Below are 25,838 nucleotides of genomic sequence, written 5' to 3'. Positions count from 1 at the left end.
GGGGTCGATAAGCAATATTGCAGTCTTTTATTTAGTATAGCTTTTTAACTAGGGGCTTTGCTTGCATGAGAAAAATTCACATCTAATTGTCTAAGTCTCATAAAATCTATAGTTACAGCTAGAGATCTCTTATCCATGTTTTTTTAACAGCTGAAATCAAACTCGTACTATTATTGGCATTCTGAATAGCAACTGACTGGTTTAGTATTGCAGTTTTATGAACTGCGCTTTTTCAAAGCTGAATTTCGGTTTGTAAGCAATAAAAAAATAATGACCACAGGCCTCGATACTGGATTCAAAAAAGCTATGAATAATACATATTCTATTTTAAAACTTGTTGGCTGTCGCAATATCTATGCTGGTTGGAGTTTGCCTTCAAGGTCTGATTAATTATTTGCATATCTCATTCTAGCTTCCTGTGTTCTAAGGTTAAGTAAGTCGCAGGTTGCAGTACTCGATGGTAAGAGTGCTTACTATGTAATTGAACTCGGCTAAGAAAATCCATTGTCCCACTTGCACAAGTAAAGTGCATTAACAGGTAAAGGAGATATCGTTATGAAAGATATGCAGCAGTTGTGACTTAACTAAACCAGGTTTATTTAGCTAGAAAACGCACAAGGAAAGTGGTTTAAGCTAATAGTAGAGCCATTAAATGATAGGTTATTCCCAAATCCGTAAACTCCGTAAAGGTCCCAATGGGGGCCTTTATTTAGTCATAATTACTGATATTCATTGGTTTAATTGTATAGCTAGGCCATTGCTAGCAATAGCTGCCCGCCTATCGCCATTATGATAATCGCGCCAAATGCCATATGCAGAGATGGTAGTTGTTATGGTTTTAGTTATTATATTAAAAAATATGGTAATAAGCCTACAGATACTCAATGGTTAAAGCACTCGCAAAGCTTGCTGTGTGGCTAACTTGGTTCGAGCCAGCTAGACTAGACATTAGTGTTAAGTGGATTGGGCTCTTTGGGGGAGGCTGTGGCTATATTAATGTATTTTCTGGTGTCAGCAGTACTTGTTTCACCAAGCTTGTTATACAAAGAACTGCAACTGATTGAATCACTGAACCAGGCTAACCCTGCAAAAGCCACGCAAAGATATAAAGATATAGAAGGTACACTCCCTAGCGAGCCATCAAAGGGTCTCTATGCTCTTCATCGAGCTGCTTTAGAGGCGGCGATGAGAAGCAATAATCATGACTTGATCCGCGATATTATTTTGCTATTTACCGAGCAAACGAGCTGGCTTGAGTTTTTACGAACTGAAAGAGCTGAATTAGCCAACTATTTAGCGATTTATTACCGTCGAAATCAGCAGATGACGCATGCCAGTGATGGTTATGAGTGTGCACTTAAGCACGCCGATAGTATGCAAAAACCAACGATTATTAATAATCTAGCAGTTCATTACCGAACCAGTGGCAAATCCCAGGCCGCTCAACAACTGTTAGAGCAACATCTTAATAAGAACTATGAAAAATCGGTTATTACCGCACTTTCTAACAACCTAGCCAATGTTCATTATGATTTAGGGAATTATGCACAAGCCAGCACGTTGTATATCGAAGCGTTGCAAGCATACCAAGCTGAGAAGCAAACCATCGAAGCCAGTTATGTTGGCCTGAATCTGCTCAATGCACTTTTAATTGGTGGTAAGATAGAGGCGTTTGCTCGATATAGTAATACGGTGGCTGAGCAAGTGAAGCAAAGTAACAACGTGGAGTTCAATACCGTGCTTAAGTGGCAGCAACAGGTGTTTTTGAAAATAACAGCGAATAACGCTCCTAGTGATACCACTTTGCAACAGTTTACAGACTCGTTACCAAAACTGCTGAAAAGCGAGTTTGCAAACAATGTCGAGCTCTACGTTGCATTATTAGCTCTGCCAAAATTGCAAACTCAGGTATCTCAATATAAAAAGCTTACTAAGAATGACAGCGGCAAAGCAATAAAGCCGCTAAAGCCAATTGCTTTGCCATGGTGTCAGAGTTAGAAAGTCCAAGCTAGATGTAGCTGTGGAACCGACTCAGTGGTGTCTGTGCCTAACTTATTATGCCAATACTGCCATTCTATCCCTAGCATCAGTTGATTAACTGGCATGCTTAAGGCGTTCCCCAAATCCCACTGTATGATTGGCTGTGCTAACAGCCAGCCATTAACGGTGTCACCAAATTCATTCTCACGCTCTGCGATATATTCTACATGACCGGTGAGGTAGAAGCGCTGTTGACCTATGGTAAAAGGGTAGCCCCACGCAAGGTCTAGCATCCAACTGTTAGTCTCTTTGGGTGCTCCACCTTTGGCAATACCTTGACTATCATCTTGATATAACGTGAAGGTTGAAGAGAAAAAATTAAAGCCAGGTACATTCCAGTTTACTTTAAAACCAGGTAAGTACTTCATGACTTTAGCATCTCCCGCAGCATTGACGCCCAGTGTTAAGCTGATATCGCTAATGCTTTCGAATTGGCTTTGGTAGTCCATGATTTTTGCCATTGAGAAGCTGGAGTACCACTCACCATAAAAATCGCCATCTTGATAGCCATCGCGAAAGTCATCTTTGCTGTAATCAATAAAGAAAAAATTGTCGCCATATTGATAACCTGAGGCGTGTTGGAGTGAGTAAACGGTTGAGTTTGCTTGGGCTTGGCTAAATGGGTTTTTAAATTCACCATGATTTAGGTGAAGTTGGGTGCTACTCCAATCAGCGGCCGTGGCGCTACTGGCTAAAAACAACGCAGGAAGTAAAAGAGAGTTTAATTTCATTATTAGAAGTAAATGTGCACTAAAAATGAAATTATAACAAAAGCGCCCAATGATGGGCGCTTTGCGGCAATAAAAAGTTGCTATTAGGCTTTATTTCGTCTTAAACAAATCACTGTGACTGCCGTGAAAGCCAAAATAAAACAATAGTATGAAGAACTAGATACATCCCAAGGGCTTATTTTAAAGGTGGCGCCGAGTAATAATGCTTGGGCACCATAGGGGAGGGAGCCTTGCATCACACAAGCAAAGATATCTAATAAACTGGCCGAGCGCTTAGGTGTAATATTGCCGTCTTCGGCGAGCTTTTTAGCCACCGGGCCTGTAACAATGATACTGACGGTATTGTTAGCGATACATAAGTTGCTGGTGAGAACTAACGCGGCGATACCCAGTTGATCCGCTACTTTACGATGCCATTTTGCAATAATAGCTGTGAGCTTTTGGATTTGTTTCGCTAAAAAGTCGAGGCCACCATTTACTCTGATAAACTCAGACATGCCGCCAATAAACATGGAGAGCAAAAAGATTTCTTGCATCTCACTAAAGCCGGTGTAGATATCGCTTAAGAAAGCAGAGCCTTGATAATCGCCGACAAATCCCATCAACCCAGCAAAAATAATTCCGCTAAATAACACAACAAAAACGTTGATCCCGATAACCGCTAAAATCAAAATAAAGGCATATGGCAGCACCAATAACCAGTCAAAATCTTTGGTTTCAACGACTTGAGGCTCCGGGGTGACGAAGACTAGTAGCAAGACGGTAAGCAGCGCAGCCGGTAAGGCAATTTTGAGGTTTTCTTTGAATTTGTCTTTCATTTCGCAGCCCTGAGTGCGGGTCGCGGCAATCGTAGTATCTGAAATAATTGATAAATTATCGCCAAACATGGCACCAGACACTATCGTACCAGCCATCAATGCCGGATCGATTCCGGTCTTTGCGGCCACCGCAACAGCGATTGGGCCCACAGCACCAATGGTTCCCATCGAGGTGCCCATGGCTGTAGAAACCACCGCTGAGATCAAAAATAACCCAGGCAATAAAAACGCAGCAGGGATCAAAGACAAGCCTGCATTTACCACAGCGTCGACCCCACCGGTGGCACTAGCCACGGCAGAAAAAGCGCCAGCCAGCAAGTAAATCAAGCACATAGTAATGATATTATTGTGGCCGGCACCACGAATGAAGGTTTCAACACTGCGATTGATGGTGTCTTTATTTAAGATAAATGCCAACACAATGGCCGGTAAGATAGCAACAGGTGCTTTTAACTGGTAAAAAGCGTAATCAACTCCCTGTGATTGTAAATACAAACCAGCACCCAAGAAGATAGCGACAAATGTCAGCAGAGGTAGCAAGGATAGTTTTGCTTTTGTTTGATTATAGTTTGGCTGCATAGCACTCCCCAAAATTAAACACAGCCAGCACCGGCTGTGAAACCGCACTACACACCTAGATCAGAGTCAGGTTTGAGACCCGAGAGGTGAGTAGGCGCGGAAGTTTATATGTTTAGACGTCTAAAGTCTAATGTTTTATTATTTTCATCCACCCTGACTATGACACATAGATAGGTTAAACTCTAGCACTATGAAAAAGCATAAGAATTACTCTATTTATGACCAGTGCATCAGTAGGCTGACGCATTAGTGATGGTGATAACATGATGGCATCGCCGGAGTAAGCAACTGAATTAACACAATTAAGGGGAACACATGACCAAAGTCGGGATCTTTGGTGCTAATGGCCGTATGGGCTTAGCACTGATTGAGGCTTGTCATCACGATAGTGGCGCTCAATTAGCGGGGGCTTTTGTTCGTAGTCAATCTCAATACCTCAATCAAGCCATAAGGCAACTACAACCCCAAGCCGACGCCGATAGCCACTTTTGTAGTGAAGAAAGCGAGCTCAGTGCTGTGGATGTGGTGGTCGACTTTACGTTGCCAGAGGGCATGAAAAAACATTTAGAAAAGGCGGTAGCTGAGGGGAAACCCATGGTGATTGGTACTACCGGCTTAACGGCTGCAGACATGTCGCAGCTTAAAGCTGCAGCCAACACCATACCGATTGTTTTTTCTCGCAATTACAGCGTTGGCATTAATTTATTATTAAACCTAGTACAAACAGCGGCAGAAAAGCTCAGTGATGACATGGATATTGAAATCTTTGAAGCCCATCACCGCAACAAAGTTGATGCGCCATCGGGCACGGCACTGGCGTTAGGAGAGGCTATTGCCGATGCCAAAGGCTGGCAACACGATGAAGTTGCAGTGTACGACCGCAGCCACAGTCATGAAGCCAAATCACAACAAGAAATCGGTTATTCAGTGCTTCGAGCCGGCGACATTGTAGGTGAACATACGGCTTACTTCGCAACTATGGGGGAAAGGCTTGAATTAACCCATAAAGCAGCATCAAGACTAACCTTTGCATCAGGTGCTATAAGGGCTGCGAAGTGGTTAAAAGATAAGCCGGCGGGTCTTTATGATATGCAAGATGTGCTAGATTTAAAGAAGTAATCGTATCATTTTAAGGGTTTAAAGTAAAATACACTGCAAACCCTTTGTTTTTATAAATTATGTGATTTTGATTAGACGAAATAGGAATCTTGCTGTAGACTATAACGAATTTGCCAAAATTTTAAAAACTGCGTGTTACCAAGCGCTTTTGTAAACGGGATGTGGAGCGTTTTCTTGCTTTCGCCCGTTTTTTACTATTAGGAGGTTAACTTGACTAAATCCGCTCTGTTAGTCCTTGAAGACGGCACGGTGTTTCGCGGTACTGCTATCGGTGCTGACGGTATGTCAGTCGGAGAAGTGGTATTCAATACGTCAATGACGGGGTATCAAGAGATCTTAACGGATCCTTCATACGCGGAACAAATCGTTACGCTTACTTACCCACATATCGGCAACACCGGTACTAACAGCGAAGATGAGGAAGCGGACAGAATCTGGGCGAAAGGCCTAGTGATCCGTGACTTACCACTGCTTGCGAGTAATTTCCGTAACGAACAATCACTCAGTGATTATCTAAAGCAACGCAATATCCTAGGGATAGCGGATATTGATACTCGAAAATTAACTCGGATCTTACGTGATAAAGGCGCACAGAATGGCTGCATTATCGCAGGTGATGAGGTTAACGAGCAACAAGCGCTGGAAGCGGCTCAAGCTTTCCCTGGCTTAAAAGGGATGGATTTAGCGAAAGTAGTAACAACAGAAACTCAGTTTGAATGGCGTGAATCAAGCTGGACTTTGGGTGAGGGATTCAAAACCCTATCGCCAGAAGAAGAAAAGTTCCATGTTGTTGCCTACGATTTTGGTGTGAAAAAAAATATTCTACGGATGCTCGTAGACAGAGGCTGTAAGCTAACCGTAGTACCTGCGCAAACCTCCGCAGCTGACGTACTGGCTTTAAATCCTGATGGCGTGTTCTTATCTAATGGACCTGGCGACCCCGAGCCTTGTACCTATGCAATCGATGCTATTAACACCTTCCTTGATAAAGAAATCCCATTATTTGGTATTTGTTTAGGTCACCAACTACTGGCGCTTGCGTCAGGGGCGAAAACCGCGAAAATGAAGTTTGGCCACCACGGTGGTAACCACCCGGTAAAAGACATCGAACGTGACGTGGTGATGATCACAGCGCAGAACCACGGTTTTGCTGCTGAGGAAGCAAGTCTCCCTGATAATTTGCGAGCAACGCATAAATCACTCTTTGATGGCACTTTGCAAGGTATTCATCGTACTGACAAGCCGGCATTTAGTTTCCAGGGTCACCCGGAAGCCAGCCCAGGGCCTCACGATGCAGCACCGCTATTCGATCATTTTATTGAATTAATGCAATCTCACAACGCTTAATAGGACCGGAGTAATAATGCCAAAACGTACAGACTTAAAAAGTATTTTGATCTTGGGCGCAGGCCCAATCGTTATCGGCCAAGCATGTGAATTTGACTACTCTGGTGCTCAGGCCTGTAAAGCGCTGAAAGAAGAGGGTTATCGAGTCATCTTGGTAAACTCGAACCCAGCTACCATCATGACTGACCCAGAAATGGCCGATGCTACTTATATCGAGCCAATTCACTGGGAAGTGGTAGAAAAAATCATTGAAAAAGAAAAGCCAGACGCGGTATTACCTACCATGGGCGGCCAGACAGCGCTGAACTGTGCACTGGAGTTGGATAAGCACGGTGTGCTTGCCAAGCATGGTGTGGAGTTAATTGGTGCCACAGCAGATGCCATCGATAAGGCAGAAAACCGTGAGCGTTTTGACACTGCCATGAGAAACATTGGCCTTGAGTGTCCGCGTGCGGAAATTGCGCACTCCATGGATGAAGCCCATGATGTGCTCTCTCGCATTGGTTTTCCTTGTATTATTCGACCATCATTCACTATGGGTGGTACCGGTGGTGGTGTTGCATACAACATGGAAGAGTTTGACGAGATCTGTACTCGTGGACTCGACTTATCTCCGACTAATGAGCTGCTTATTGATGAAAGTTTGTTGGGTTGGAAAGAGTATGAGATGGAAGTGGTTCGTGACAAAAACGACAACTGCATCATTGTTTGCTCAATTGAAAACTTCGACCCTATGGGCGTGCACACTGGTGACTCAATCACGGTAGCGCCAGCACAAACCTTGACCGACAAAGAATACCAATTAATGCGTAACGCCTCGATGGCAGTATTACGTGAAATTGGTGTAGAAACGGGCGGTTCGAACGTACAATTTGGGGTAAACCCAGTTGATGGTCGTATGGTTATCATTGAGATGAACCCACGTGTATCACGCTCTTCTGCACTGGCATCAAAAGCAACGGGTTTCCCAATTGCGAAAATCGCCGCCAAGCTTGCGGTAGGTTATACGCTGGACGAGCTGCAAAACGACATTACGGGCGGTGCAACCCCAGCATCATTTGAACCGTCTATTGACTATGTCGTGACTAAAATTCCTCGCTTTAACTTCGAAAAATTCGCCGGTTCAAACGACCGCTTGACGACTCAGATGAAGTCAGTGGGTGAGGTGATGGCCATTGGTCGTAACCAGCAAGAGTCATTGCAAAAAGCATTGCGTGGCCTAGAAGTTGGCGCTACCGGTTTAAACCCTGTGGTACCGCTAGACGCGATTAACGCCAAAGAAACCATCATTCGTGAGCTGCGTGAGCCAGGCTCTGAGCGTATTTGGTACATTGCAGATGCCATGCGTCATGGCATGTCTGTGGAAGACGTTTTTGAGCTGACCAAAATTGACCGTTGGTATCTGGTGCAAATTGAAGACATTCTTAAAGACGAAGCAAAAATCGCTGAAGTTGGCATGGCCGGTCTGAACAAAGACTTCTTACGTCGCTTGAAGCGTAAAGGCTTCTCAGATGCGCGTATTGCCGAAATCGCCGGAGTGTCTGAAAAAGAAATTCGCAAGAAACGTCACCAGTTAGAAATCTTGCCAGTGTATAAGCGCGTTGATACCTGTGCTGCTGAATTTAGCTCAGACACTGCCTACATGTACTCGTCTTACGATGAAGAGTGTGAGGCTGCGCCGTCAGACAAAGACAAGATCATGGTTATTGGTGGTGGCCCTAACCGTATTGGTCAAGGCATCGAATTCGACTACTGTTGTGTACACGCGGCGCTTGCAATGCGTGAAGACGGTTATGAAACCATCATGGTGAACTGTAACCCTGAAACGGTTTCGACCGACTACGACACTTCAGACCGTTTATTCTTTGAGCCAATTACCCTCGAAGACGTGTTAGAAATTGTTCGTGTTGAAAAGCCAAAAGGCGTGATCGTTCAGTACGGTGGCCAAACGCCATTGAAACTTGCCCGCGATCTTGAGGCCAACGGTGTGCCAGTGATTGGTACCTCTTCTGATGCCATTGACCGCGCGGAAGACCGTGAACGCTTCCAGCAGTTAGTGGAGCGCTTAGATCTACTGCAACCAGAAAATGCCACTGTAACGTCTTTAGAAGAAGCCATCTCGAAGTCACAAGAAATTGGTTTCCCACTGGTTGTGCGTCCATCGTATGTACTTGGTGGTCGTGCTATGGAAATCGTTTACGATGAAGCAGACCTGCGTCGTTACATGACCGAAGCGGTTTCGGTATCAAACGAAGCTCCGGTATTGCTTGATCGCTTCCTAGACAACGCCATTGAAGTGGATGTTGATGCGATTTGTGACGGTGAGAACGTTATCATTGGCGGTATCATGGAGCACATCGAACAAGCCGGTGTTCACTCTGGTGACTCTGCTTGCTCACTGCCAGCACATACGTTGTCGCAAGACATTCAAGATGTTATGCGTAAACAAGTACGCGATATGGCGCTTGAATTAGGTGTTGTGGGCCTAATGAATACCCAGTTTGCGGTGAAAGACGATGAAGTCTATCTGATTGAGGTAAACCCACGTGCTGCGCGTACGGTTCCATTTGTGTCTAAGGCAACGGGTGTGCCATTAGCGAAAGTAGCGGCGCGTTGTATGGTTGGCCAATCGCTAACTAGCCAAGGCATTAGCAAAGAAATCATTCCACCTTATTACAGTGTTAAAGAAGTGGTATTGCCATTTGCTAAGTTCCCAGGTGTGGATCCGATGCGTGGTCCAGAGATGCGCTCAACCGGTGAAGTCATGGGTGTTGGTGAAAATTTCGCCGAAGCATTTGCAAAAGCGCAATTAGGTGCAGCAAACGCTTTACCACGTGGCGGCCGCGCGCTACTATCTGTGCGTAAGAGTGACAAAGCACGAGTTGTAGAGCTAGCAAAGACCATGAAAGCAATTGGCTTTGAATTAGACGCTACAAGTGGTACTGCCAAAGCGTTAGAAGAAGCTGGCATTGAAGTACGTCGTGTAAACAAGGTATTTGAAGGCCGTCCTCATATTCTTGACCGCATCAAGAATGGTGAGTACAGCTACATTGTAAATACCACTGAAGGTCGCCAAGCAATTGAAGACTCGAAGGTGTTACGTCGTGGTGCATTACAGCATAAGACTAACTACACCACTACGCTAAATGCAGCGTTTGCAAACTGTACAGCGAATGAAGCTGACGACAGAAGTTCTGTAAACTCTGTTCAAGAACTACACCAGCGTTTGAACTAAGAAGAACTGAGCCAAGGCCACGTGCCTTGGCCATGAGTGAGATACTTATGCAATCAATTCCGATGACAGTACGAGGCGCAGAATTGCTTCGTGAAGAGCTGAATCATTTAAAAAAAGTTGTCCGTCCAAAAATCGTAGCTGACATTGCTGAAGCTCGTGAGCACGGTGATTTGAAAGAAAACGCCGAGTACCACGCTGCAAGAGAGCAGCAGGGCTTTTGTGAAGGCCGTATTCAAGAGATTGAAGGTAAGCTGTCAACAGCACAGATCATTGACGTCACTAAGATGGAAAACAATGGTAAAGTGATTTTTGGTAGTACTGTTTCTATTGTTAATGTTGAAACAGATGAAGAAGTCAGCTACCGCATTGTTGGTGATGATGAGGCGGACATCAAAAGTAACTTAATTTCGGTAAATTCACCTATTGCGCGTGGACTTATTGGTAAAGAGTTAGATGATACTGTTCATATTCAAACTCCAAATGGGGCCGTTGAATTTGAAATCATTGAAGTTGAATACAAGTAACTGCAAGCGACCTTGTAGTTTGCTCTCTTAGTTAAACCAGTTTGGTTAACTGCTAAAAAGGCTCACATTTAAGTGGGCCTTTTTGTTTTATACCAAGCGCCATTATGTGAATTAACCGTTCCCACTTCGGGCCCTGTAATTAGCTGTAATTGCATAATTTCCTGCCTTATTGCTTACTAAAGTTAACGCGCTAGCTGGGTGCTGCTGATAGCGTTTATGCAAAATGCATTACACTCATGTGTGTGGCATTAATTACTCTATTTACATAACCAAGCTCAACTCAATTAACGGTATCCGTATTGCCCATAATGGCTTGCGATAAAACACATCTGATTTTATGGTTGCGGCAAAATAAGGACGCTTATGGCAAGGAACGAGGAGTTAAACAACAAGGTGACAAGCGATAACTTTACGCGGTTCCTCGATGGCTGGATGAATCGATTAGCTGGCGCTGGGGCAAACAAGTTACCCAAAGACAGGCAATTATTTTGGCAGCAGGTTTCCAGCCTGTGCGCCTTAGACTTGCGCCAAGGTAGCCCATTATTAGGGTTGAGCCAGGATGCTGAATACAGCACGTATCTTATTTTAACCACCTTACTCTATACTAACAGTCTATTTGCTGATGATGACTTCATCGTGGCCTATGGTATTCCTAGCAGTTTAATGCTGTCGCAAGGTGGCGATACAGCAAATATTAATCAGGCGTTATTAGATTCATTGCAGCTAAGTCAGCCATTAATGCTGATCTGTGAGAACATGGAACACTGCAGCTATAACACCAAGGTACATCAGGTGCTAAGCGCAGCTAATCCCAATTGGCATGAAGTAAAAGCTGAGCTATCTAGGCCACTTACTACTGATAACGACCAGCAGCTGAGCAGTAAAAGTGATGAAGCCTACTTTGCTCCTTTTTTGGCACAGCTTTTTAGTGGCAGACAAATAAAAGCACAATTACACGTGTTTCAATAAATACATTTATGGTGATCGTAAGCAGTATCACTGAGGTTGAAAAAGCGCGGTTTCCGTTTTTGTTAGTCGTTTTTAAATGACAGCCAAAGGAAATATTTTGCAAACAAAAGTGCATGGACTTTGTGTACCCCCTTGCTAAACTCAGCGATAAGTAAAAAATCTTTAGATGTGCGGTGAATTATGAGTTTATTGAAGTCTGCATTAGTTAAAGCACTAAAGAGTAAAGCCACCCAACAGGCTGCCTCTGTGGTTATTGATAAAGCAGTAAAGCAAGGCAAAGCGTACTTGAATAGCCAAGAGGACAGTGGCCAACAAAACGATACCGATCAGCTATTACTGGGCTTACAGCACCTTTTGGCTAATAAACCCGCTGATGGAGTGTATTCAGTTTCGCTATCGCAATTTCAAGTGCGGGTAACCATCAACCGTGGCGCCATTGCAAAAATTGATAAAGTTGAATGACGACATCAATCACGACCCTACATACCCTCAGTATCACTAATAATAAAACTATTAGTAAATAAATTACTGCAGTTATCGTCTTGCCTATAAACCATAGAAATAGGGGCTGCAACCAACATCGTGATGACTAGCTTACCTTAACAGCAAAACGACGTAGCAGGTTGTAAAGCGTCTCCTTAGAGAGCTTTAGCTTCTCCCGTTTATGAACAGCAATGCTTATCAGACTAACGCTATTCCATTTGGTTATATAAAATATATTGTATACATTGTGTATTTAATGTTAAAAAGCTAAGACCCAAATGGGTTTGGATACACAACTTGTAAAGGTTCGTTATGAAATATAAAGTACTTACGCTGGCAATGATGGCCAGTGCAATGGGCGCAGCGCACGGCGCCGAGAAATCAATCTATAAACCATTGTCACAGCCGCTTCAGGCTGTACAGCAACTATCCCATGGTCATGAACACCGCGCAGAGCGAGACGATGAACAGGCTCCGCTGGCAACTCGCACAGATCCTGGGCATTTGATTACGCCGTTCCACCTTACTCAGCAGCTGGCTAACACTGCCGCGCAATCATCGTCTTGTGATTTAGGTAGCCTTGCCAATGCCAGCTCAAATCAACTGGTGGAGTTGGTAAAGGCACAAGGTAGTGGTTGTATTAATGACTTGTTCTCTGCGTCGGCAGCCATTCAAGTGGGTGTCTTTAATTCTAGTAACATGGAGGCCGTGGCTACCGCTGCGAAAACGCTGTCACAGAATTATACTGGAAGCGGTAACAATCACTTAGAAACACTCTTCTTGTTTCTTAGGGCTGGCTTCTATGTTGAGTTTTACAATGACCAAGTGGCTTTTACTGCTGAAATAAAAACGGCAGTAAAAGCAGCTGTGGATGCTTTTGTGGCCAATCAGCACTTTTATGCTAACAATAATGCCCATGGTAAGGTGTTGGCTGAGGTGATCACCACCATGGATTCGGCAGAGTTACAGCATGCTTATTTGGGGGTGGTTAAAAGCTGGCTTAGTAAATGGAATGACAGTTACGCTCAACATTGGCACATGCGCAGTGCCGTCAATGGTATTTTCACCATTTTGTACCGCGGTCAATGGAACCCTAACTTTGTTGAGCTGGTAAGAAAAGATCAACAGTTAGTGACCTTGCTGGGCACATTTACTGCCCAAACTTGGATGGTGAACTCGGATTCTGAATACTTAATTATTAATGCGGCCAGTGAACTGGCAAGATTGAAGTTGTATACAGGAGCTTCCATTCAAGCTGCCGTGGATCAAGAACTTAAAGACCTATTTTCGCGTTACCAAAGTTATGGCTTTGGTGATGGTATTTGGTTAGCAGCGGCAGATGTGGCCTCGTACCATAGTGATTGCAGTCAATTCAACATTTGTGACTTCGATAAAACACTCGAAGCCAAGGTGTTAGCTCAGCAGTATAGTTGCAGCGACACCATTAAAATTCGTGCCCAAGAACTCAGCGATATACAGCTCGATTCCGCATGTCAGGCGATGGGAGATGAAGAGCTGCGTTTTCATACCATGCTAGAGACAGGGCGTGTGCCAGTCAGCGATGACTACAACGACTTTCTGCAAGTGAATATCTTTAATAGCAGCGCTGCTTATAAAAAGTACGCCAAAGCCATTTTTAAAATCAACACCGATAATGGCGGGATGTATTTAGAAGGGACACCCAGTGATAGTAACAACATTGCTAACTTTGTTGCCTATGAGGCGGATTACGCTAAGGCCGAGCATTATATTTGGAATTTAGAGCACGAGTATGTGCACTACTTAGATGGTCGCTTTGATCTCTATGGCGATTTTAATGCACCAACTCAGCCAATTGTATGGTGGAGTGAGGGAGTGGCGGAATACATTGCCAAGCTGAATGACAATCAAGCGGCATTGGATACCATATCCGACGGCTCGGTGTATTCCTTACAACAGATCTTCGCAACAACGTATGAGGGGTTTGATCAAGATCGCATTTACCGTTGGGGCTATCTGGCGGTGCGGTTTATGTATGAACGCCATGTTGGCGAACTAAAAGCCATGCGCCAAGAGACTCGCTCTGGAAACTGGCAGGCTTATCAGCAGCGCGTTAACAGGTGGGCGAATGACTACCAAGAGGAGTTTGAGCAATGGACGCAGGCGCTAGTTGCTAGCGATGAAAACCAATCGCCATCTGCACAAATTAATGGCCCCTATCAAGGGCAAGCCGGTGCGGCCATCCAGTTTTCCAGTCAAGGCAGTATAGACCCTGATGGCGATGAGTTGAGTTATTTATGGCAGTTTGGTGATGGTACGCAAAGTCAGGTAGCAAACCCGAGCCACAGTTATGACCAAAGTGGTGAGTATCAAGTGCATCTAACAGTGTCTGATCCCAATGGTTTAACACACAGTGATAGCACTACAGTGGTGGTGCAAGCATCTGATAACCAGCAATTACAATCTGGTGTACCCGTGAGCGTATCGGGGCAACAGGATCAGCAAGTGGTCTATCAGGTAGCCGTACCAGCCGAGGCAACTAATCTTCTGATAACCACGACATCGGGTACCGGTGATGCTGACCTGTATGTCAAAGCAGGGGCTGCGCCCAGCTTATCTGACTTTGATTGCAGACCATACCAAGGCGGCAATGAGGAGGTGTGTGAAATAGTAGAGCCGACAGCAACCGAGTATTACATAATGCTGCATGGTTATAATGACTTTAGTAATGTCTCACTCACTGCTCGTTATACAGTGGCTTCAAATGTGGAAGATATTTGCCAAAGCCAAGGCAGCGTATCTTCTGGTCGTTTACGCGACGGTGAAACGGTTTGCTTAGGTAACCAAGCACCCATGTGGTTTAGTTTAGAAAACGTCAGTGCTCAACAGTCCGTAATGATAGAAACTGCACATGGCAGTGGCGACTTAGCGCTGCAATACAGTAACCAAGGCTGGCCTAACGAAAGCAATGTCGACGCCAGCTCGTTTAACTTGGGCAACAAGGAGTGCATTATGCTTGGGCAGCAGGCGAATTATTGGGGCTATTTAAAAGTCTCGGGTAACTCCAATGGTGCTGCACTTAAGGTGGTGTATAACGAACAAAGCTGTCAGTAGCAGGCTGATGTTTATCTTTACTTGCTAAAGATGTTATTACTTTGTAAATTAAGGGGCGTTATGCCCCATTTTTTTGCGGGTTCGCAAGCCAAACAAGATAAATCGGTCATAATATAGATTGTATTTTAGTCGCACTGATCAGAGGGGCACAGTTTGCTTAGGATCCGGATTACCATCATACTTATGGCAGTATTAAGTGGCTTTTCAGCAGCGGCTACAAGCCCATTAACGCTCTATATCTACCACCTTAAACCGCCCTATGTTATTGATTTAGAAAAGCGCCAAGGCTTATATTTTGACATAGCCAAGCTACTCAACGAGTCATTAGATGCAGCCGAGGTCCGTGTGCGCTTTGTGCCCCGCAAGCGTATCAATCGATTGCTAGCCGCAGGCAAGCTCGATGGCATGGTGTTAGGAGTAAATCCTAATTGGTTTGGCGATCCGCAGAAACAAAAATATCTCTGGAGTAGCCCCATTATGTATGACACCGACGAGTTTGTTTCCCACGTCGATCAGGCATTTGAATACATTCATCCCGTTTCGCTATATGGTAATCAAGTTGGGGTGATCTCGGGCTATTATTATCGTCACCTCGAGCCCGGGGTGAAAGCGAACAAAGTAGAGCTGGTTGATGTTAATTCTGAGCAAGCGCTACTAGAAATGGTGATGAAAAAGCGGGTTACTTTGGCCGTTGTCAGTCGTTCTACGGTTGAGTATTTGGTGGCGAAAAACGCCTGGCCTGAGGTGTTTTATTTTTCTCAACTACCACATGAAACATACTATCGCGCGATTATGGCGCCGCACAGTGAAAGGCAAAACTTTAAAATGCTCGAAGCCTTGCTCAGTGATAACGCTTTTCAAGCAAAGCTGGTGACTTTGCTGAAAAGCTATCATTTGGTCTATTAACGCTACCAACTGCCCGTGTTTGGCATAGACAGCCAAGGCTCAGCAGGCTCAAGCGACTTACCTTGTTGTAATAACTCGATGGAGATGCCATCTGGCGACTTTACAAATGCCATATGGCCGCAGCGAGGTGGACGGTTAATAGTGACCCCCGCATCTTGTAACTTTTGGCAAAGCGCGTAAATATCCTCAACGGCGAAGGCCAAATGACCAAAGTTGCGACCGCCATCATATTGCTCCGGGTCCCAGTTATAAGTGAGCTCAAGCGTTGGCGCATAAGTGGGTTCGGCTTCGGCTAATTGCTCAGGCGCTGCGAGGTAGACCAAGGTAAAACGGCCTTGCTCGCTATCATGTCGTTTTACTTCTTTTAGTCCCAGTAGTTCACAATAAAAGTGCAGTGAAGCTTCTAAGTCGTGAACACGAACCATGGTATGTAAGTATTTCATTGCCACTCCGGTAGAAAATATGTCGGTTACAAAAGCACAGTGTAGCAACTTTGCTACTGAAAAACTTAGCGCCAGCGTTATTTGGCTGCTGTGGTGCGGTGAGTTCAGTTACGCCATACATCTTCATAAAAGGAGTAGCGTAAATGCAGCGATATAATGAGTTGCCCGCTGGTGTCGCTCGCAATTGGCTAGACAAAGTGCCGAATTATTAAGTCACTATCTAGGTAAAGTGTGTTGTTATCTTTCATCTTTTTGCGATTTAACAGGATCACGCAGTTGTTTTTGCTTTACTTACATGATTGTTTTAGGATCAAGCTTTATAGATACGAAAACATGGATACTATGGTCATCAGACTGATTTTCATATTGCTGTTTTGTTGCTCCATGAGTGCACCAGCCGTTGAAGTGCAAAAGCTGTATGAAGCAACTCTCTCGGTAAGCGACAAATCTCGAGCCACCCGTGCTGAAGCAAGCCAACAAGCGCTGTTAAAAGTACTACAAAAGTTGACTGGCAAAGCTGATGATTTTTCTCACCCCTCAATTCAAGCGGCCATGAGACGTATTTCGGATTACATGTTGCGCTATGAATACGTTGATCGCAATGGTGAAACCAAAATAACGGTGGAGTTTGAGTCGGGAAAAGTGGAAGAAATGGTGACCGCAGCCGGGTTACCGCTTTGGGGCAACCGCAGGCCAATGGTGGCCATTTGGTTAGTAATTGAAGACAACCTTAGAAGAGAATTTGTTACCCAAGAAAGTTACCCGCAGTTAGAGCGACTTATTTACGATACCGCTGACGAGTGGGGGGTGCCGGTGGTGGTACCATTAATGGATTTAACCGACCGCAGCAATGTCAGTATTGCCGAAGTCTGGGGCAACTTCTCGCAGCCGGTGGAGCAAGCTTCATTGCGCTACGAAGCAGAGAGAGTGATCACCGCGCGCTTGTTTCAACCGCCTTTTTCTAATTCCTGGCAGCTTGACTGGCGTTATACCGATGCCGAATTTTTCCAACCCGAACAGCTGGTGGGGGATAAACAGCAGGTGATCATCGATATGGTGAATCACCTTTCAAGTGCGCTGGCTCGCAAATACGTCATCGATCCCACGCAAAATGACACCATGCACACGTCCACCGTGGTGGTAGAAAGGTTAGCCACGTTTAGCGATGTGGAATTAGCTAAGCGGCGACTTATGTCGATGAGCACGGTGGTGGATGTGGATGTCATATACCGCGCCGGTGACACCATAAAATTTGTTATCACACACAGCTCAACTGTGTCCGATCTGCGCAAAACCATTAATCTGGAGCAAAGTTTTGCTGAGTACCAAGACCCACGAGCGTATTATCAGGTAAGTGATAACAATAATCTTAAATACGTGTGGGTAGGGCAGTAATATGGATGCTCCACGTCAAATGGCGCTGCCAGTGACTTTGCCCGATGATGAAACCTTCAGTTCGTATTTCGGTGGTGAGGCTTCATTAGAGGTCAATCATTTAAAGATGGGATTACAGCAGCGCCAACAAGGTTTTCAATATACCTACTTATGTGGCCTAGCCGATTCTGGTAAATCGCACTTGCTGTATGCCACTTGCATCGAAGCCCAAGAAATGGGGTTATCGACAATATTACTCTCCATGCGAGAAGTGATTGATTATGGACCTTTGGTGCTCGATGGCTTGGATGCGCTTGATGTTGTGTGCATTGATGATGTCCATTTAGTTGCCGGTGATGCGGCATGGGAAAAAGGTTTATTTAATTTCTTCAATCGCTTTAATGAAAAAGGCAAGTGCCTAGTGGTGACCGCAGATTTATTGCCAGCCATGCTCAACCTGTCATTACCTGACCTCGAATCACGCCTGGCGTGGGGCACTACTTTTCAAATCCGCTCCATGAGTGATGATGACAAAGCCGAAGCGTTAGTGAAGCGAGCGAATATGCGTGGCCTTGAGTTATCGGATGAATGCGCGCGGTTTTTATTGACACGACTGAGCCGCGACATGCGCGCGTTGCTCGAAGTATTAGATAAACTTGACCACGCTTCTATGGCTGCGCAAAGAAAGTTGACCATTCCGTTCATAAAAGCCACTTTAAAGCTCTAACAGGGCTGGAATATCCCCTTGCAATTCAGTTATCATAAGGGATTAAATAACAGCAAATTACCTCAGCAACGATCAGGTAGACAATGAATTTAGAAAATATTTTAGCGCAAGCGCTGGAAGCCGTAGATAAGGCAAGCGAAATAGCGCACCTTGAGGAAGTTAGAGTTAACTACCTTGGTAAAAAAGGTGAGATCACTGGGCTTTTAAAAACCCTAGGCAAATTAGCGCCAGAAGAGCGTAAAGAAGCCGGTCAAGTTATCAACCAAGCCAAGACGCAGGTGCAAGACGCCATCAACGTCAAGCGTGAAGCCCTGGCGAATGCGGCTTTGGAGAAAAAACTGGCAGCAGAGACCATTGATGTCACCTTGCCTGGACGCACTATGCCTAGTGGTGGTTTACACCCCGTGACCCGTACCATTGAACGTATCGAACAGTTCTTTGGTGAGCTTGGATTTGCTGTTAAATCTGGCCCAGAAGTGGAAGACGATTTCCACAACTTTGATGCGTTAAATATTCCGGCGCATCACCCGGCGCGTGCTGATCACGATACTTTCTATTTCAATCCCAAGTTGGTGTTACGGACGCAAACCAGTGGCGTTCAGATCCGTACCATGGAAGCCGAGCAACCACCGCTTAGAATTATCTCGCCAGGTCGCGTATACCGAAATGACTACGATCAAACTCACACCCCAATGTTCCACCAAGTGGAAGGGTTGATGGTCGACAAAAACGTTAGTTTTACTGAGCTGAAAGGGATCTTGCACGATTTCTTACGTAACTTTTTTGAAGAAGATATGGAAGTGCGTTTTCGCCCTTCATACTTCCCATTTACAGAGCCTTCAGCTGAGGTAGACGTAATGGGTAAAAACGGCAAGTGGCTAGAAGTGCTTGGCTGTGGCATGGTGCATCCCAATGTACTGCGCTCGGTAGGCATTGATCCTGAAGAGTACACAGGTTTCGCCTTTGGTATGGGGGTAGAGCGATTAACCATGTTGCGTTATGGCGTAACAGACTTAAGAGCTTTCTTCGAGAACGACTTAAAATTCCTAAACCAATTCAGATAAGAGCGATACAAGTATGAAATTCAGTGAACAGTGGTTACGCGAGTGGGTTAATCCAGCAATTGATACTGAGGCATTATCTGAACAGCTATCAATGGCTGGTTTAGAAGTAGATGGTATTGATGCTGTTGCCGGTGACTTCCAAGGCGTTGTGGTTGGTGAAGTGGTTGAATGCGGTCAACACCCAGACGCAGACAAATTAAAAGTAACAAAAATCAATGTTGGTGATGATGAGCTGCTTGACATCGTCTGTGGTGCAGCAAACTGTCGTGCAGGGCTTAAAGTAGCGGTTGCGAAAGTAGGCGCGGTACTCCCTGGCGACTTCAAAATCAAAAAAGCCAAGCTGCGCGGTCAGCCGTCACACGGCATGTTATGTGCATTTGAAGAACTGGGTATGGCAGAAAGCTCAGAAGGTATTTTAGAGTTACCAGCGGATGCTCCAATTGGTCAAGATATTCGCCAGTACTTTGGCTTAGACGATGTTACTATCGACGTTGACTTAACGGCGAATCGCAGTGACTGCCTAGGTATCAAAGGGCTTGCACGTGAAGTTGGCGTGTTGAATAGTTGCGATGTCACGGCTGTGGAAATTACCCCAGTGACACCAACCATTGATGACAAAATCAGCATTGAGTTGGTCAACAGTGAAGCCTGTCCACGTTATCTCGGTCGCGTTATTAAAGGCGTCAATGTGAAATCAACCACACCGCTTTGGATGGTCGAAAAGCTCCGTCGTTGTGGCGTACGCTCCATTGATCCTGTGGTTGACGTCACCAATTATGTGTTACTAGAGCTCGGCCACCCAATGCACGCGTTTGATTTAGACCAAATTGAAGGCGGCATTAAAGTTCGCAATGCCAATGAAAACGAAGAGCTGGTATTGCTTGATGGCAATACGGCAAAATTGAATACCTCAACCTTGCTTATTGCTGACGATAACAAGGCACTGGCAATGGCGGGGATTTTTGGTGGCGAGCAATCAGGCGTCAACACCGAAACCAAAGATATTTTATTAGAAAGCGCGTTCTTTGCGCCGCTGGCTATTGCCGGTCAAGCACGCAGTTATGGCCTTCATACTGATGCTTCGCACCGCTACGAACGTGGTGTTGACCCTGAGCTACAGCGCGATGCTATGGAAAGAGCAACGGCCTTGTTACTTGACATTGTTGGTGGTGAAGCGGGCCCTATCGTTGAGGCTGTGTCACAACAAGACCTACCTGCGCCACGCCAAGTGAGCTTACGTCGCGAGCGCCTTGACCGTGTTATTGGTTATCATATTAACGATGACAAGGTCACGGACATCCTAACCCGTCTAGGGCTAGCCGTGACCTTTGCAGACAACCAGTGGCAGGCAGAAGTACCAAGCTACCGTTTTGACATCAGTATCGAAGAAGATTTGATTGAAGAAGTCGCACGGGTGTTTGGCTATAATAATATTCCAAATGTGGCGCCGACGGCAAAGCTTAAGATGACCGATCATAAAGAAGCGCGTTTAGGCACTTCGCAGTTCAGAAATGAGCTGGTAAGTCGTGGTTATCAAGAAGCGATCACTTATAGCTTTGTTGATCCTAAGGCACAACAGCTGTTGCACCCAGAATCAGAAGCATTAATCTTACCGCACCCCATTTCAGTCGAAATGTCGGCGATGCGCGTCAGTTTAATGACCGGCCTTATTAACGCGGTTTCTTACAACCAAAACCGTCAGCAATCGCGGATCCGTTTATTTGAAACGGGTCTGAAGTTCAACCAAGACCAAGCCGCGGAAAACGGCGTACGCCAAACTCCTGTGATTGGCGGTATTGTCTATGGTAATACCCATAACGAGCATTGGTCTGTGCCTTCACGCAAAGTGGACTTTTTTGATGTGAAGGGCGATGTTGAAGCGTTATTGGCATTGTGTAACGATAAATCGCGCTTTAGCTTTAAAGCAGAAGCCAGCGATGGCCTGCACCCTGGCCAATCAGCCGCTATTTATGCCGATGGTAAAAAAGTGGGCTTTGTCGGTGCGGTGCATCCACAGTTATTAAAGCCATTAGAGCTGAAAGATACGCCATTTGTGTTCGAAATCGAACTGGCGGCACTTGAAAATCGTCAATTACCTGAAGCAGTTAGCATCTCTAAATTCCCATCAAATCGCAGAGATATTGCTATTTTAGTTGCAGATGACGTAAAAATAGGCGATATTTTAGAGTGCATTGAGAAAGTTGGCGGAAATCAATTAGTTGACCTAAACTTATTCGATGTGTACAAAGGGCAGGGGGTTGAACCTGATCACAAGAGTTTAGCCATTGCTCTGACACTACAAGCCGTTGATAGAACGCTCGAAGAGAAAGACATCAACGCCGTGGTAGAAAACGTGGTGGCCGAACTGGCCAAACAATTCAATGCATCGTTGAGGGACTAGATATGGCGCTTACTAAAGCCGACATAGCTGAACACCTATTTGAAAAACTGGGGATCAATAAAAAAGATGCCAAAGACTTAGTTGAAGCGTTTTTTGAAGAAATCCGCTCAGCGCTAGAAAACGGCGAGCAAGTGAAGCTTTCCGGTTTTGGTAACTTTGACCTTCGTGATAAGAAGGAACGTCCTGGTAGGAACCCAAAGACGGGGGAAGATATTCCTATCTCTGCGCGACGCGTGGTAACTTTTCGCCCTGGGCAAAAGTTAAAAACCCGTGTTGAGGTCGGCACCAGTAAAAACTTGTAGCACTGAAAAAAGCCTTGGCATGACTGCCAAGGCTTTTTTACTTTCAGGGGCTTTTGCGCAAGCTTGATCTGAGTTGCAATGCTACTGTCATAAATGCTAGCTACACTCCTCGCTGTTTTAGTTTCTATGGAGTGACGAGCTTATGCGAGGAGTACACTCCTTAAGCAAGTTAGTAAAAAATATCTTTGCCGCCTGGCTGGCATGCAGTTTCATTTTTGCCATTATGGCCGCATTGACTTATGTGCATCAAAAAGAAACGGCTAAATCAAACCTTATTGCAGTATCGAATCGCATTGTCGCTGACATAGATAAAGAGTTCGCGGTAGTAGACGATACCCTCAAACACGCAGTTAACCTTTCACCTAACTGTGATAACGCCAGTCTGCAGTACATGCGTCGCTTAGTGTTCGCTAATCCAGGTATGAGTGAAATTGGTGTGATAAATCCAAACGGTGAGCTGGTTTGTAACTCCTTTGGTAAACTCACTCCTCCTGTAGCGACTACCATGCCAATTAAACAGCCTGGTTTGCGCTATTACGGTCCAATCATTACGGACTACTTAGAGCTCCCTGCATTTGTACTCGCACGGACCAGAGCTGATGGTTATGAGGTCAATGTTCTAATGCCAGATCATTGGTTGAAAACTGCATTAGACATTTCTGCACACCATAATACCGATTTTGTTGCCCTGGTGGATAATCGCACTGGGGTACCCGTTTTTCTCAATGGCGACTATTCGCTACCGTTAGGGCAAAGCTTATTTCCTCAAGCCAACTCAACGGTGGTAGAAAGCCGCTTTGATGATGGCCAGGTGAAGTTTGCCTATGTCACTCCGCTACCCAGCTTGACTCAAATGAGCTTGATTGTTGCAAAGAACGATGCTGAACTCATCACGATTAGCTGGATTTGGGTATTGAGCTTAGTATTGGTCTATTTCGCCTCTTGTGTAGGCCTGACGTTACTATTGAATAGTTATGATAAACGTCAACTCAGTAACAAGGCGCAAATCATTAGAGCGCTGAGTAACAATGAACTATTCAATGTTTATCAGCCATTGGTTGATGTCAGTAGTGATAATATCGTTGGGGTGGAGGTGTTGATCCGTTGGCGTCATCCTGTTGAGGGGGTACTTGGGCCGGCGTACTTTATTCCAGAAGCAGAGCGTGATGGTACCATTTTAGATATGTCTATTGCTCAAGTTGAAGAAGCCATGGCAGCACTTAAAGACATAAGCGCAGCAAAAGAAAATTTCAAAGTTTCATTTAATGTCAATGGCCTATTACTCAGCTCGAAACGGTATATCGATATTTTAATGGCGGCAAAATCCGTTTTACCGTGTTTAACCATCGAGCTGACAGAGCGAGATATGCTAACACAGAGCCAAACCAAAACTGTTTTGAATGAGCTTAAGCGTGCTGGGATAGAGATTGCGATTGACGATTTTGGCACTGGATACAGTGGCTTACAATATTTGCAAAGCCTACCTATTGATCTGTTGAAAATCGATCAAAGTTTTGTCGCCTCAATTGGTTTAGACACTTTGCAATCTCCCGTGCTCTCCGCGGTTATCGATATGGCTGAAAAGTTAGACAAAAAGTTGATTGCGGAAGGCGTTGAGACGGACACCCAAGCACAATATCTGAGAAATCGAGGGGTCACAGTACATCAGGGCTGGCTCTATCACAAAGCGCTGAGTTTAGAAGCTTTACTCAAAGCACTGGCTGAAGAGCATAAAAAAAGAGCGGCCTAAGCCGCTCTTACCAACTCACCAGAGAAAATCGTTTCTCTTTATCCAACCACGTTAGCAAAGTAGCAACCGTAACTGGCCAGCGTTAGCACATCGCCTTGTAACTCACCACTTTGATGCTTTAACTGACAAGGCTCAGTTTGGGCAATTGTTAGAGTAACCTGCTGCGGTTCTGCCTCCAGATTAAAGACACACAATAATGTCTGCTCATCAGTTTTACGATAGAAAGCTAGGATTGGCTCTGGCGTATCAATAAACTCAATATCACCGGTGCGTAATGCCACTTGCTGGTTGCGCCACTGCATAAAGGCTTGATAGTAGCTTAAGGTCGACTCTGGATCGGTAGACTGCTCTGCAACCGCTTTATTAAGGTGGCTTTGGGCCAGTGGCAACCAAGGCTCGCCGTTACTAAAACCGGCCTGGTTTTGCTCTGCGCTCCAAGGCATTGGCGTTCTACAGCCATCGCGACCTTTAAAATTAGGCCAAAAGGTAATGCCGTATGGGTCTTGCAAATCTTCAAAGCGCAATTGCGCTTCCCCCAGACCCAGTTCTTCGCCCTGATACATACAGACGCTGCCTCGTAATGATGCCAACATCGCCGTGAGCATTTTAACCTGCTTGTCATCAACAATATTGTCAGGCGCCCAACGACTGGCCACGCGCTCAACATCGTGATTAGAAAACGCCCAACATGGCCAGCCTTCAGTCATCACAGACTCTAATCGCGAAACGGTTTCTTTAATGTAGCTAGCGCTGTAATCATTAGTCAGCAGCTCAAAACTGTAACCCATGTGGAGCTTATTACCATCCGCGGTATATTCCGCCATCGCTTGCAGCGAATCTTCAGCACTGATCTCACCTAGGCTTACTGTGCCCGGGTAGCGCTCAAGTAAGGCACGGATCTCTTCCATAAAGGTTAAGTTTTCAGGCTGGGTATTATTGTAATAATGGTATTGGAACGCGTAAGGGTTATCTTCACTGAAACCGCGACCTTGACGTAAGGCTTCTGGTTTCGCTGGGTTGTCGCGCAATGCTTTATCATGGAAGCAGAAATTAATCGCGTCCAAACGGAATCCATCGACGCCTTTTTGCAACCAAAACTCTACATTGTCTAGTACCGCCTGTCTTACTTCAGGGTTATGAAAGTTCAAATCTGGTTGTTCGGTTAAAAAGTTGTGTAGATAATATTGGCAACGGCGCGGCTCCCATTGCCAAGCAACACCACCAAAAATAGAAAGCCAATTATTCGGTGGGCTACCATCAGGTTTGGCATCGGCCCAAACATACCAGTCTGCTTTGGGGTTGGTTTTGTCTTCTCGGCTGGCAACAAACCAAGGGTGTTGATTTGAAGTGTGACTGAGCACCTGATCAATAATAATTTTGATGTCGCGCTGATGCGCCTCAGCAATCAATTGATCAAAGTCATCAATGTTACCAAACATAGGGTCGATATCACGGTAATCACTAATATCGTAACCAAAGTCTTTCATGGGCGATTTGAAAAAAGGGGAAATCCATACGGCGTCTACACCGAGTGACTTGATGTAATCAAGGCGTTGAATAATCCCTTGTAAATCGCCAATACCGTCGGCGTTGCTGTCTTGGAAGCTGCGCGGATAGATTTGATAAATAACTGCGCCTTTCCACCACTGATGATTTGCCATGCACTTTCTCCAACCTGTGTGCGTCTTTATTTTGTGGCAGTGAAGTACGTTGGCTGAAACGACCAAAACGCTTCCACTGCTATATTAGTTGCCCAAAGAATACGACAAGGTGGTTGGGGAGTAAAAAAGCTGCATACGTATGCAGCTTTTTTGTAGCAAAAATAACGACCTGACTAAGATAGGGAGGTTGGTGATATTTTCATTTACCAATTTTTGGCGAATTACGCCGCTTGCTAAGTATAAAAGGGCAAAGCCAAGGATTGATTGGTAAG

The 25,838-nt window shown here is 45.1% G+C and carries 19 protein-coding genes; 15 read left to right on the top strand and 4 right to left on the bottom strand.

Going from position 1 to position 25,838, the window contains the following annotated elements:
- Window positions 1–984: 984 nt before the first annotated feature.
- Window positions 985–1,998: a tetratricopeptide repeat protein gene (locus R3P39_RS07290; RefSeq protein WP_336566620.1), complete on the top strand. Its 1,014-nt coding sequence runs from the start codon at window positions 985–987 to the stop codon at window positions 1,996–1,998.
- Here R3P39_RS07290 and R3P39_RS07285 read toward each other — a convergent pair.
- Window positions 1,995–2,771 carry a nucleoside-binding protein gene (locus R3P39_RS07285; protein WP_336566618.1) on the bottom strand — a complete coding sequence of 259 codons (777 nt, stop codon included), beginning with the start codon at window positions 2,769–2,771 and terminating at the stop codon, window positions 1,995–1,997. The two genes, R3P39_RS07290 and R3P39_RS07285, sit on opposite strands and share 4 nt — an antisense overlap.
- Before the next feature lie 83 nt (window positions 2,772–2,854).
- Complete coding sequence (locus tag R3P39_RS07280) at window positions 2,855–4,168, bottom strand: Na+/H+ antiporter NhaC family protein (RefSeq protein WP_336566616.1); 1,314 nt, start codon at window positions 4,166–4,168, stop codon at window positions 2,855–2,857.
- 315 nt (window positions 4,169–4,483) lie between these two features.
- Here R3P39_RS07280 and dapB point away from each other — a divergent pair, with 315 nt between their 5' ends.
- The 8 genes from dapB to R3P39_RS07240 all read left to right on the top strand — a co-directional run bounded on the left by dapB (window position 4,484) and on the right by R3P39_RS07240 (window position 15,844).
- The gene (dapB, locus tag R3P39_RS07275; RefSeq protein ID WP_336566614.1) at window positions 4,484–5,287 is read left to right on the top strand and encodes a 4-hydroxy-tetrahydrodipicolinate reductase; all 804 of its coding nucleotides are present in this window, start codon (window positions 4,484–4,486) and stop codon (window positions 5,285–5,287) included.
- Window positions 5,288–5,497: 210 nt separating this feature from the next.
- Window positions 5,498–6,634: a glutamine-hydrolyzing carbamoyl-phosphate synthase small subunit gene (carA, locus tag R3P39_RS07270; RefSeq protein WP_336566612.1), complete on the top strand. Its 1,137-nt coding sequence runs from the start codon at window positions 5,498–5,500 to the stop codon at window positions 6,632–6,634.
- A gap of 16 nt (window positions 6,635–6,650) precedes the next feature.
- Window positions 6,651–9,869 (top strand): carbamoyl-phosphate synthase large subunit, encoded by a 3,219-nt coding sequence (gene carB, locus R3P39_RS07265; RefSeq protein ID WP_336566611.1) that lies wholly within the window; start codon window positions 6,651–6,653, stop codon window positions 9,867–9,869.
- Between the two features lie 47 nt (window positions 9,870–9,916).
- A complete protein-coding gene (gene greA / locus R3P39_RS07260) occupies window positions 9,917–10,393 on the top strand; it encodes a transcription elongation factor GreA (RefSeq protein WP_336566610.1) in 477 nt (158 codons plus the stop codon).
- A gap of 363 nt (window positions 10,394–10,756) precedes the next feature.
- The gene (locus R3P39_RS07255; protein WP_336566609.1) at window positions 10,757–11,362 is read left to right on the top strand and encodes a hypothetical protein; all 606 of its coding nucleotides are present in this window, start codon (window positions 10,757–10,759) and stop codon (window positions 11,360–11,362) included.
- 180 nt (window positions 11,363–11,542) lie between these two features.
- Window positions 11,543–11,824: a hypothetical protein gene (locus tag R3P39_RS07250; protein WP_336566608.1), complete on the top strand. Its 282-nt coding sequence runs from the start codon at window positions 11,543–11,545 to the stop codon at window positions 11,822–11,824.
- Window positions 11,825–12,157: 333 nt separating this feature from the next.
- On the top strand, window positions 12,158–14,938 hold the full coding sequence (locus R3P39_RS07245) for a collagenase (RefSeq protein WP_336566607.1): 2,781 nt from the start codon (window positions 12,158–12,160) through the stop codon (window positions 14,936–14,938).
- A gap of 183 nt (window positions 14,939–15,121) precedes the next feature.
- Window positions 15,122–15,844 carry a transporter substrate-binding domain-containing protein gene (locus R3P39_RS07240; protein WP_336566606.1) on the top strand — a complete coding sequence of 241 codons (723 nt, stop codon included), beginning with the start codon at window positions 15,122–15,124 and terminating at the stop codon, window positions 15,842–15,844.
- Window positions 15,845–15,846: 2 nt separating this feature from the next.
- Here R3P39_RS07240 and gloA read toward each other — a convergent pair whose 3' ends face one another.
- A complete protein-coding gene (gene gloA, locus R3P39_RS07235; RefSeq protein WP_336566605.1) occupies window positions 15,847–16,287 on the bottom strand; it encodes a lactoylglutathione lyase in 441 nt (146 codons plus the stop codon).
- A gap of 333 nt (window positions 16,288–16,620) precedes the next feature.
- Here gloA and R3P39_RS07230 point away from each other — a divergent pair, with 333 nt between their 5' ends.
- From R3P39_RS07230 to R3P39_RS07205, 6 genes are all read left to right on the top strand, one after another.
- Window positions 16,621–17,682 carry a DUF2066 domain-containing protein gene (locus R3P39_RS07230; RefSeq protein WP_336566603.1) on the top strand — a complete coding sequence of 354 codons (1,062 nt, stop codon included), beginning with the start codon at window positions 16,621–16,623 and terminating at the stop codon, window positions 17,680–17,682.
- Window position 17,683: 1 nt separating this feature from the next.
- A complete protein-coding gene (hda, locus tag R3P39_RS07225) occupies window positions 17,684–18,388 on the top strand; it encodes a DnaA regulatory inactivator Hda (RefSeq protein ID WP_336566602.1) in 705 nt (234 codons plus the stop codon).
- 83 nt (window positions 18,389–18,471) lie between these two features.
- Window positions 18,472–19,452: a phenylalanine--tRNA ligase subunit alpha gene (gene pheS, locus R3P39_RS07220; RefSeq protein ID WP_336566601.1), complete on the top strand. Its 981-nt coding sequence runs from the start codon at window positions 18,472–18,474 to the stop codon at window positions 19,450–19,452.
- A 13-nt stretch (window positions 19,453–19,465) separates the two neighbouring features.
- Complete coding sequence (gene pheT, locus R3P39_RS07215; RefSeq protein ID WP_336566600.1) at window positions 19,466–21,853, top strand: phenylalanine--tRNA ligase subunit beta; 2,388 nt, start codon at window positions 19,466–19,468, stop codon at window positions 21,851–21,853.
- A 2-nt stretch (window positions 21,854–21,855) separates the two neighbouring features.
- On the top strand, window positions 21,856–22,155 hold the full coding sequence (ihfA, locus tag R3P39_RS07210; RefSeq protein ID WP_010377997.1) for an integration host factor subunit alpha: 300 nt from the start codon (window positions 21,856–21,858) through the stop codon (window positions 22,153–22,155).
- A 142-nt stretch (window positions 22,156–22,297) separates the two neighbouring features.
- Window positions 22,298–23,905, top strand: coding sequence for an EAL domain-containing protein (locus R3P39_RS07205; protein WP_336566591.1), 1,608 nt, complete (start codon window positions 22,298–22,300; stop codon window positions 23,903–23,905).
- A gap of 38 nt (window positions 23,906–23,943) precedes the next feature.
- On the opposite strand, the gene R3P39_RS07200 is transcribed toward R3P39_RS07205, so the two are convergent.
- Window positions 23,944–25,566: an alpha-glucosidase family protein gene (locus tag R3P39_RS07200; RefSeq protein ID WP_336566590.1), complete on the bottom strand. Its 1,623-nt coding sequence runs from the start codon at window positions 25,564–25,566 to the stop codon at window positions 23,944–23,946.
- Window positions 25,567–25,838: the final 272 nt, after the last annotated feature.

The sequence above is a fragment of the Pseudoalteromonas sp. UG3-2 genome (genome assembly GCF_037120705.1).
GTDB lineage: Bacteria > Pseudomonadota > Gammaproteobacteria > Enterobacterales > Alteromonadaceae > Pseudoalteromonas.
Note: the sequence above shows the minus strand (reverse complement) of the source record. Positions and strands in the feature narration are given on the sequence as shown.

Excerpts from the sequence above, each read along its gene's own strand:
- R3P39_RS07250 (WP_336566608.1), top strand. The coding sequence starts at position 11,543 with ATGAGTTTATTGAAGTCTGCATTAGTTAAAGCACTAAAGAGTAAAGCC.
- R3P39_RS07285 (WP_336566618.1), bottom strand. The coding sequence starts at position 2,771 with ATGAAATTAAACTCTCTTTTACTTCCTGCGTTGTTTTTAGCCAGTAGC.
- R3P39_RS07280 (WP_336566616.1), bottom strand. The coding sequence starts at position 4,168 with ATGCAGCCAAACTATAATCAAACAAAAGCAAAACTATCCTTGCTACCT.
- gloA (WP_336566605.1), bottom strand. The coding sequence starts at position 16,287 with ATGAAATACTTACATACCATGGTTCGTGTTCACGACTTAGAAGCTTCA.
- R3P39_RS07205 (WP_336566591.1), top strand. The coding sequence starts at position 22,298 with ATGCGAGGAGTACACTCCTTAAGCAAGTTAGTAAAAAATATCTTTGCC.
- R3P39_RS07200 (WP_336566590.1), bottom strand. The coding sequence starts at position 25,566 with ATGGCAAATCATCAGTGGTGGAAAGGCGCAGTTATTTATCAAATCTAT.
- R3P39_RS07255 (WP_336566609.1), top strand. The coding sequence starts at position 10,757 with ATGGCAAGGAACGAGGAGTTAAACAACAAGGTGACAAGCGATAACTTT.
- R3P39_RS07230 (WP_336566603.1), top strand. The coding sequence starts at position 16,621 with ATGGATACTATGGTCATCAGACTGATTTTCATATTGCTGTTTTGTTGC.
- hda (WP_336566602.1), top strand. The coding sequence starts at position 17,684 with ATGGATGCTCCACGTCAAATGGCGCTGCCAGTGACTTTGCCCGATGAT.
- pheS (WP_336566601.1), top strand. The coding sequence starts at position 18,472 with ATGAATTTAGAAAATATTTTAGCGCAAGCGCTGGAAGCCGTAGATAAG.
- greA (WP_336566610.1), top strand. The coding sequence starts at position 9,917 with ATGCAATCAATTCCGATGACAGTACGAGGCGCAGAATTGCTTCGTGAA.
- dapB (WP_336566614.1), top strand. The coding sequence starts at position 4,484 with ATGACCAAAGTCGGGATCTTTGGTGCTAATGGCCGTATGGGCTTAGCA.
- ihfA (WP_010377997.1), top strand. The coding sequence starts at position 21,856 with ATGGCGCTTACTAAAGCCGACATAGCTGAACACCTATTTGAAAAACTG.
- R3P39_RS07240 (WP_336566606.1), top strand. The coding sequence starts at position 15,122 with ATGGCAGTATTAAGTGGCTTTTCAGCAGCGGCTACAAGCCCATTAACG.
- pheT (WP_336566600.1), top strand. The coding sequence starts at position 19,466 with ATGAAATTCAGTGAACAGTGGTTACGCGAGTGGGTTAATCCAGCAATT.
- R3P39_RS07245 (WP_336566607.1), top strand. The coding sequence starts at position 12,158 with ATGAAATATAAAGTACTTACGCTGGCAATGATGGCCAGTGCAATGGGC.
- carB (WP_336566611.1), top strand. The coding sequence starts at position 6,651 with ATGCCAAAACGTACAGACTTAAAAAGTATTTTGATCTTGGGCGCAGGC.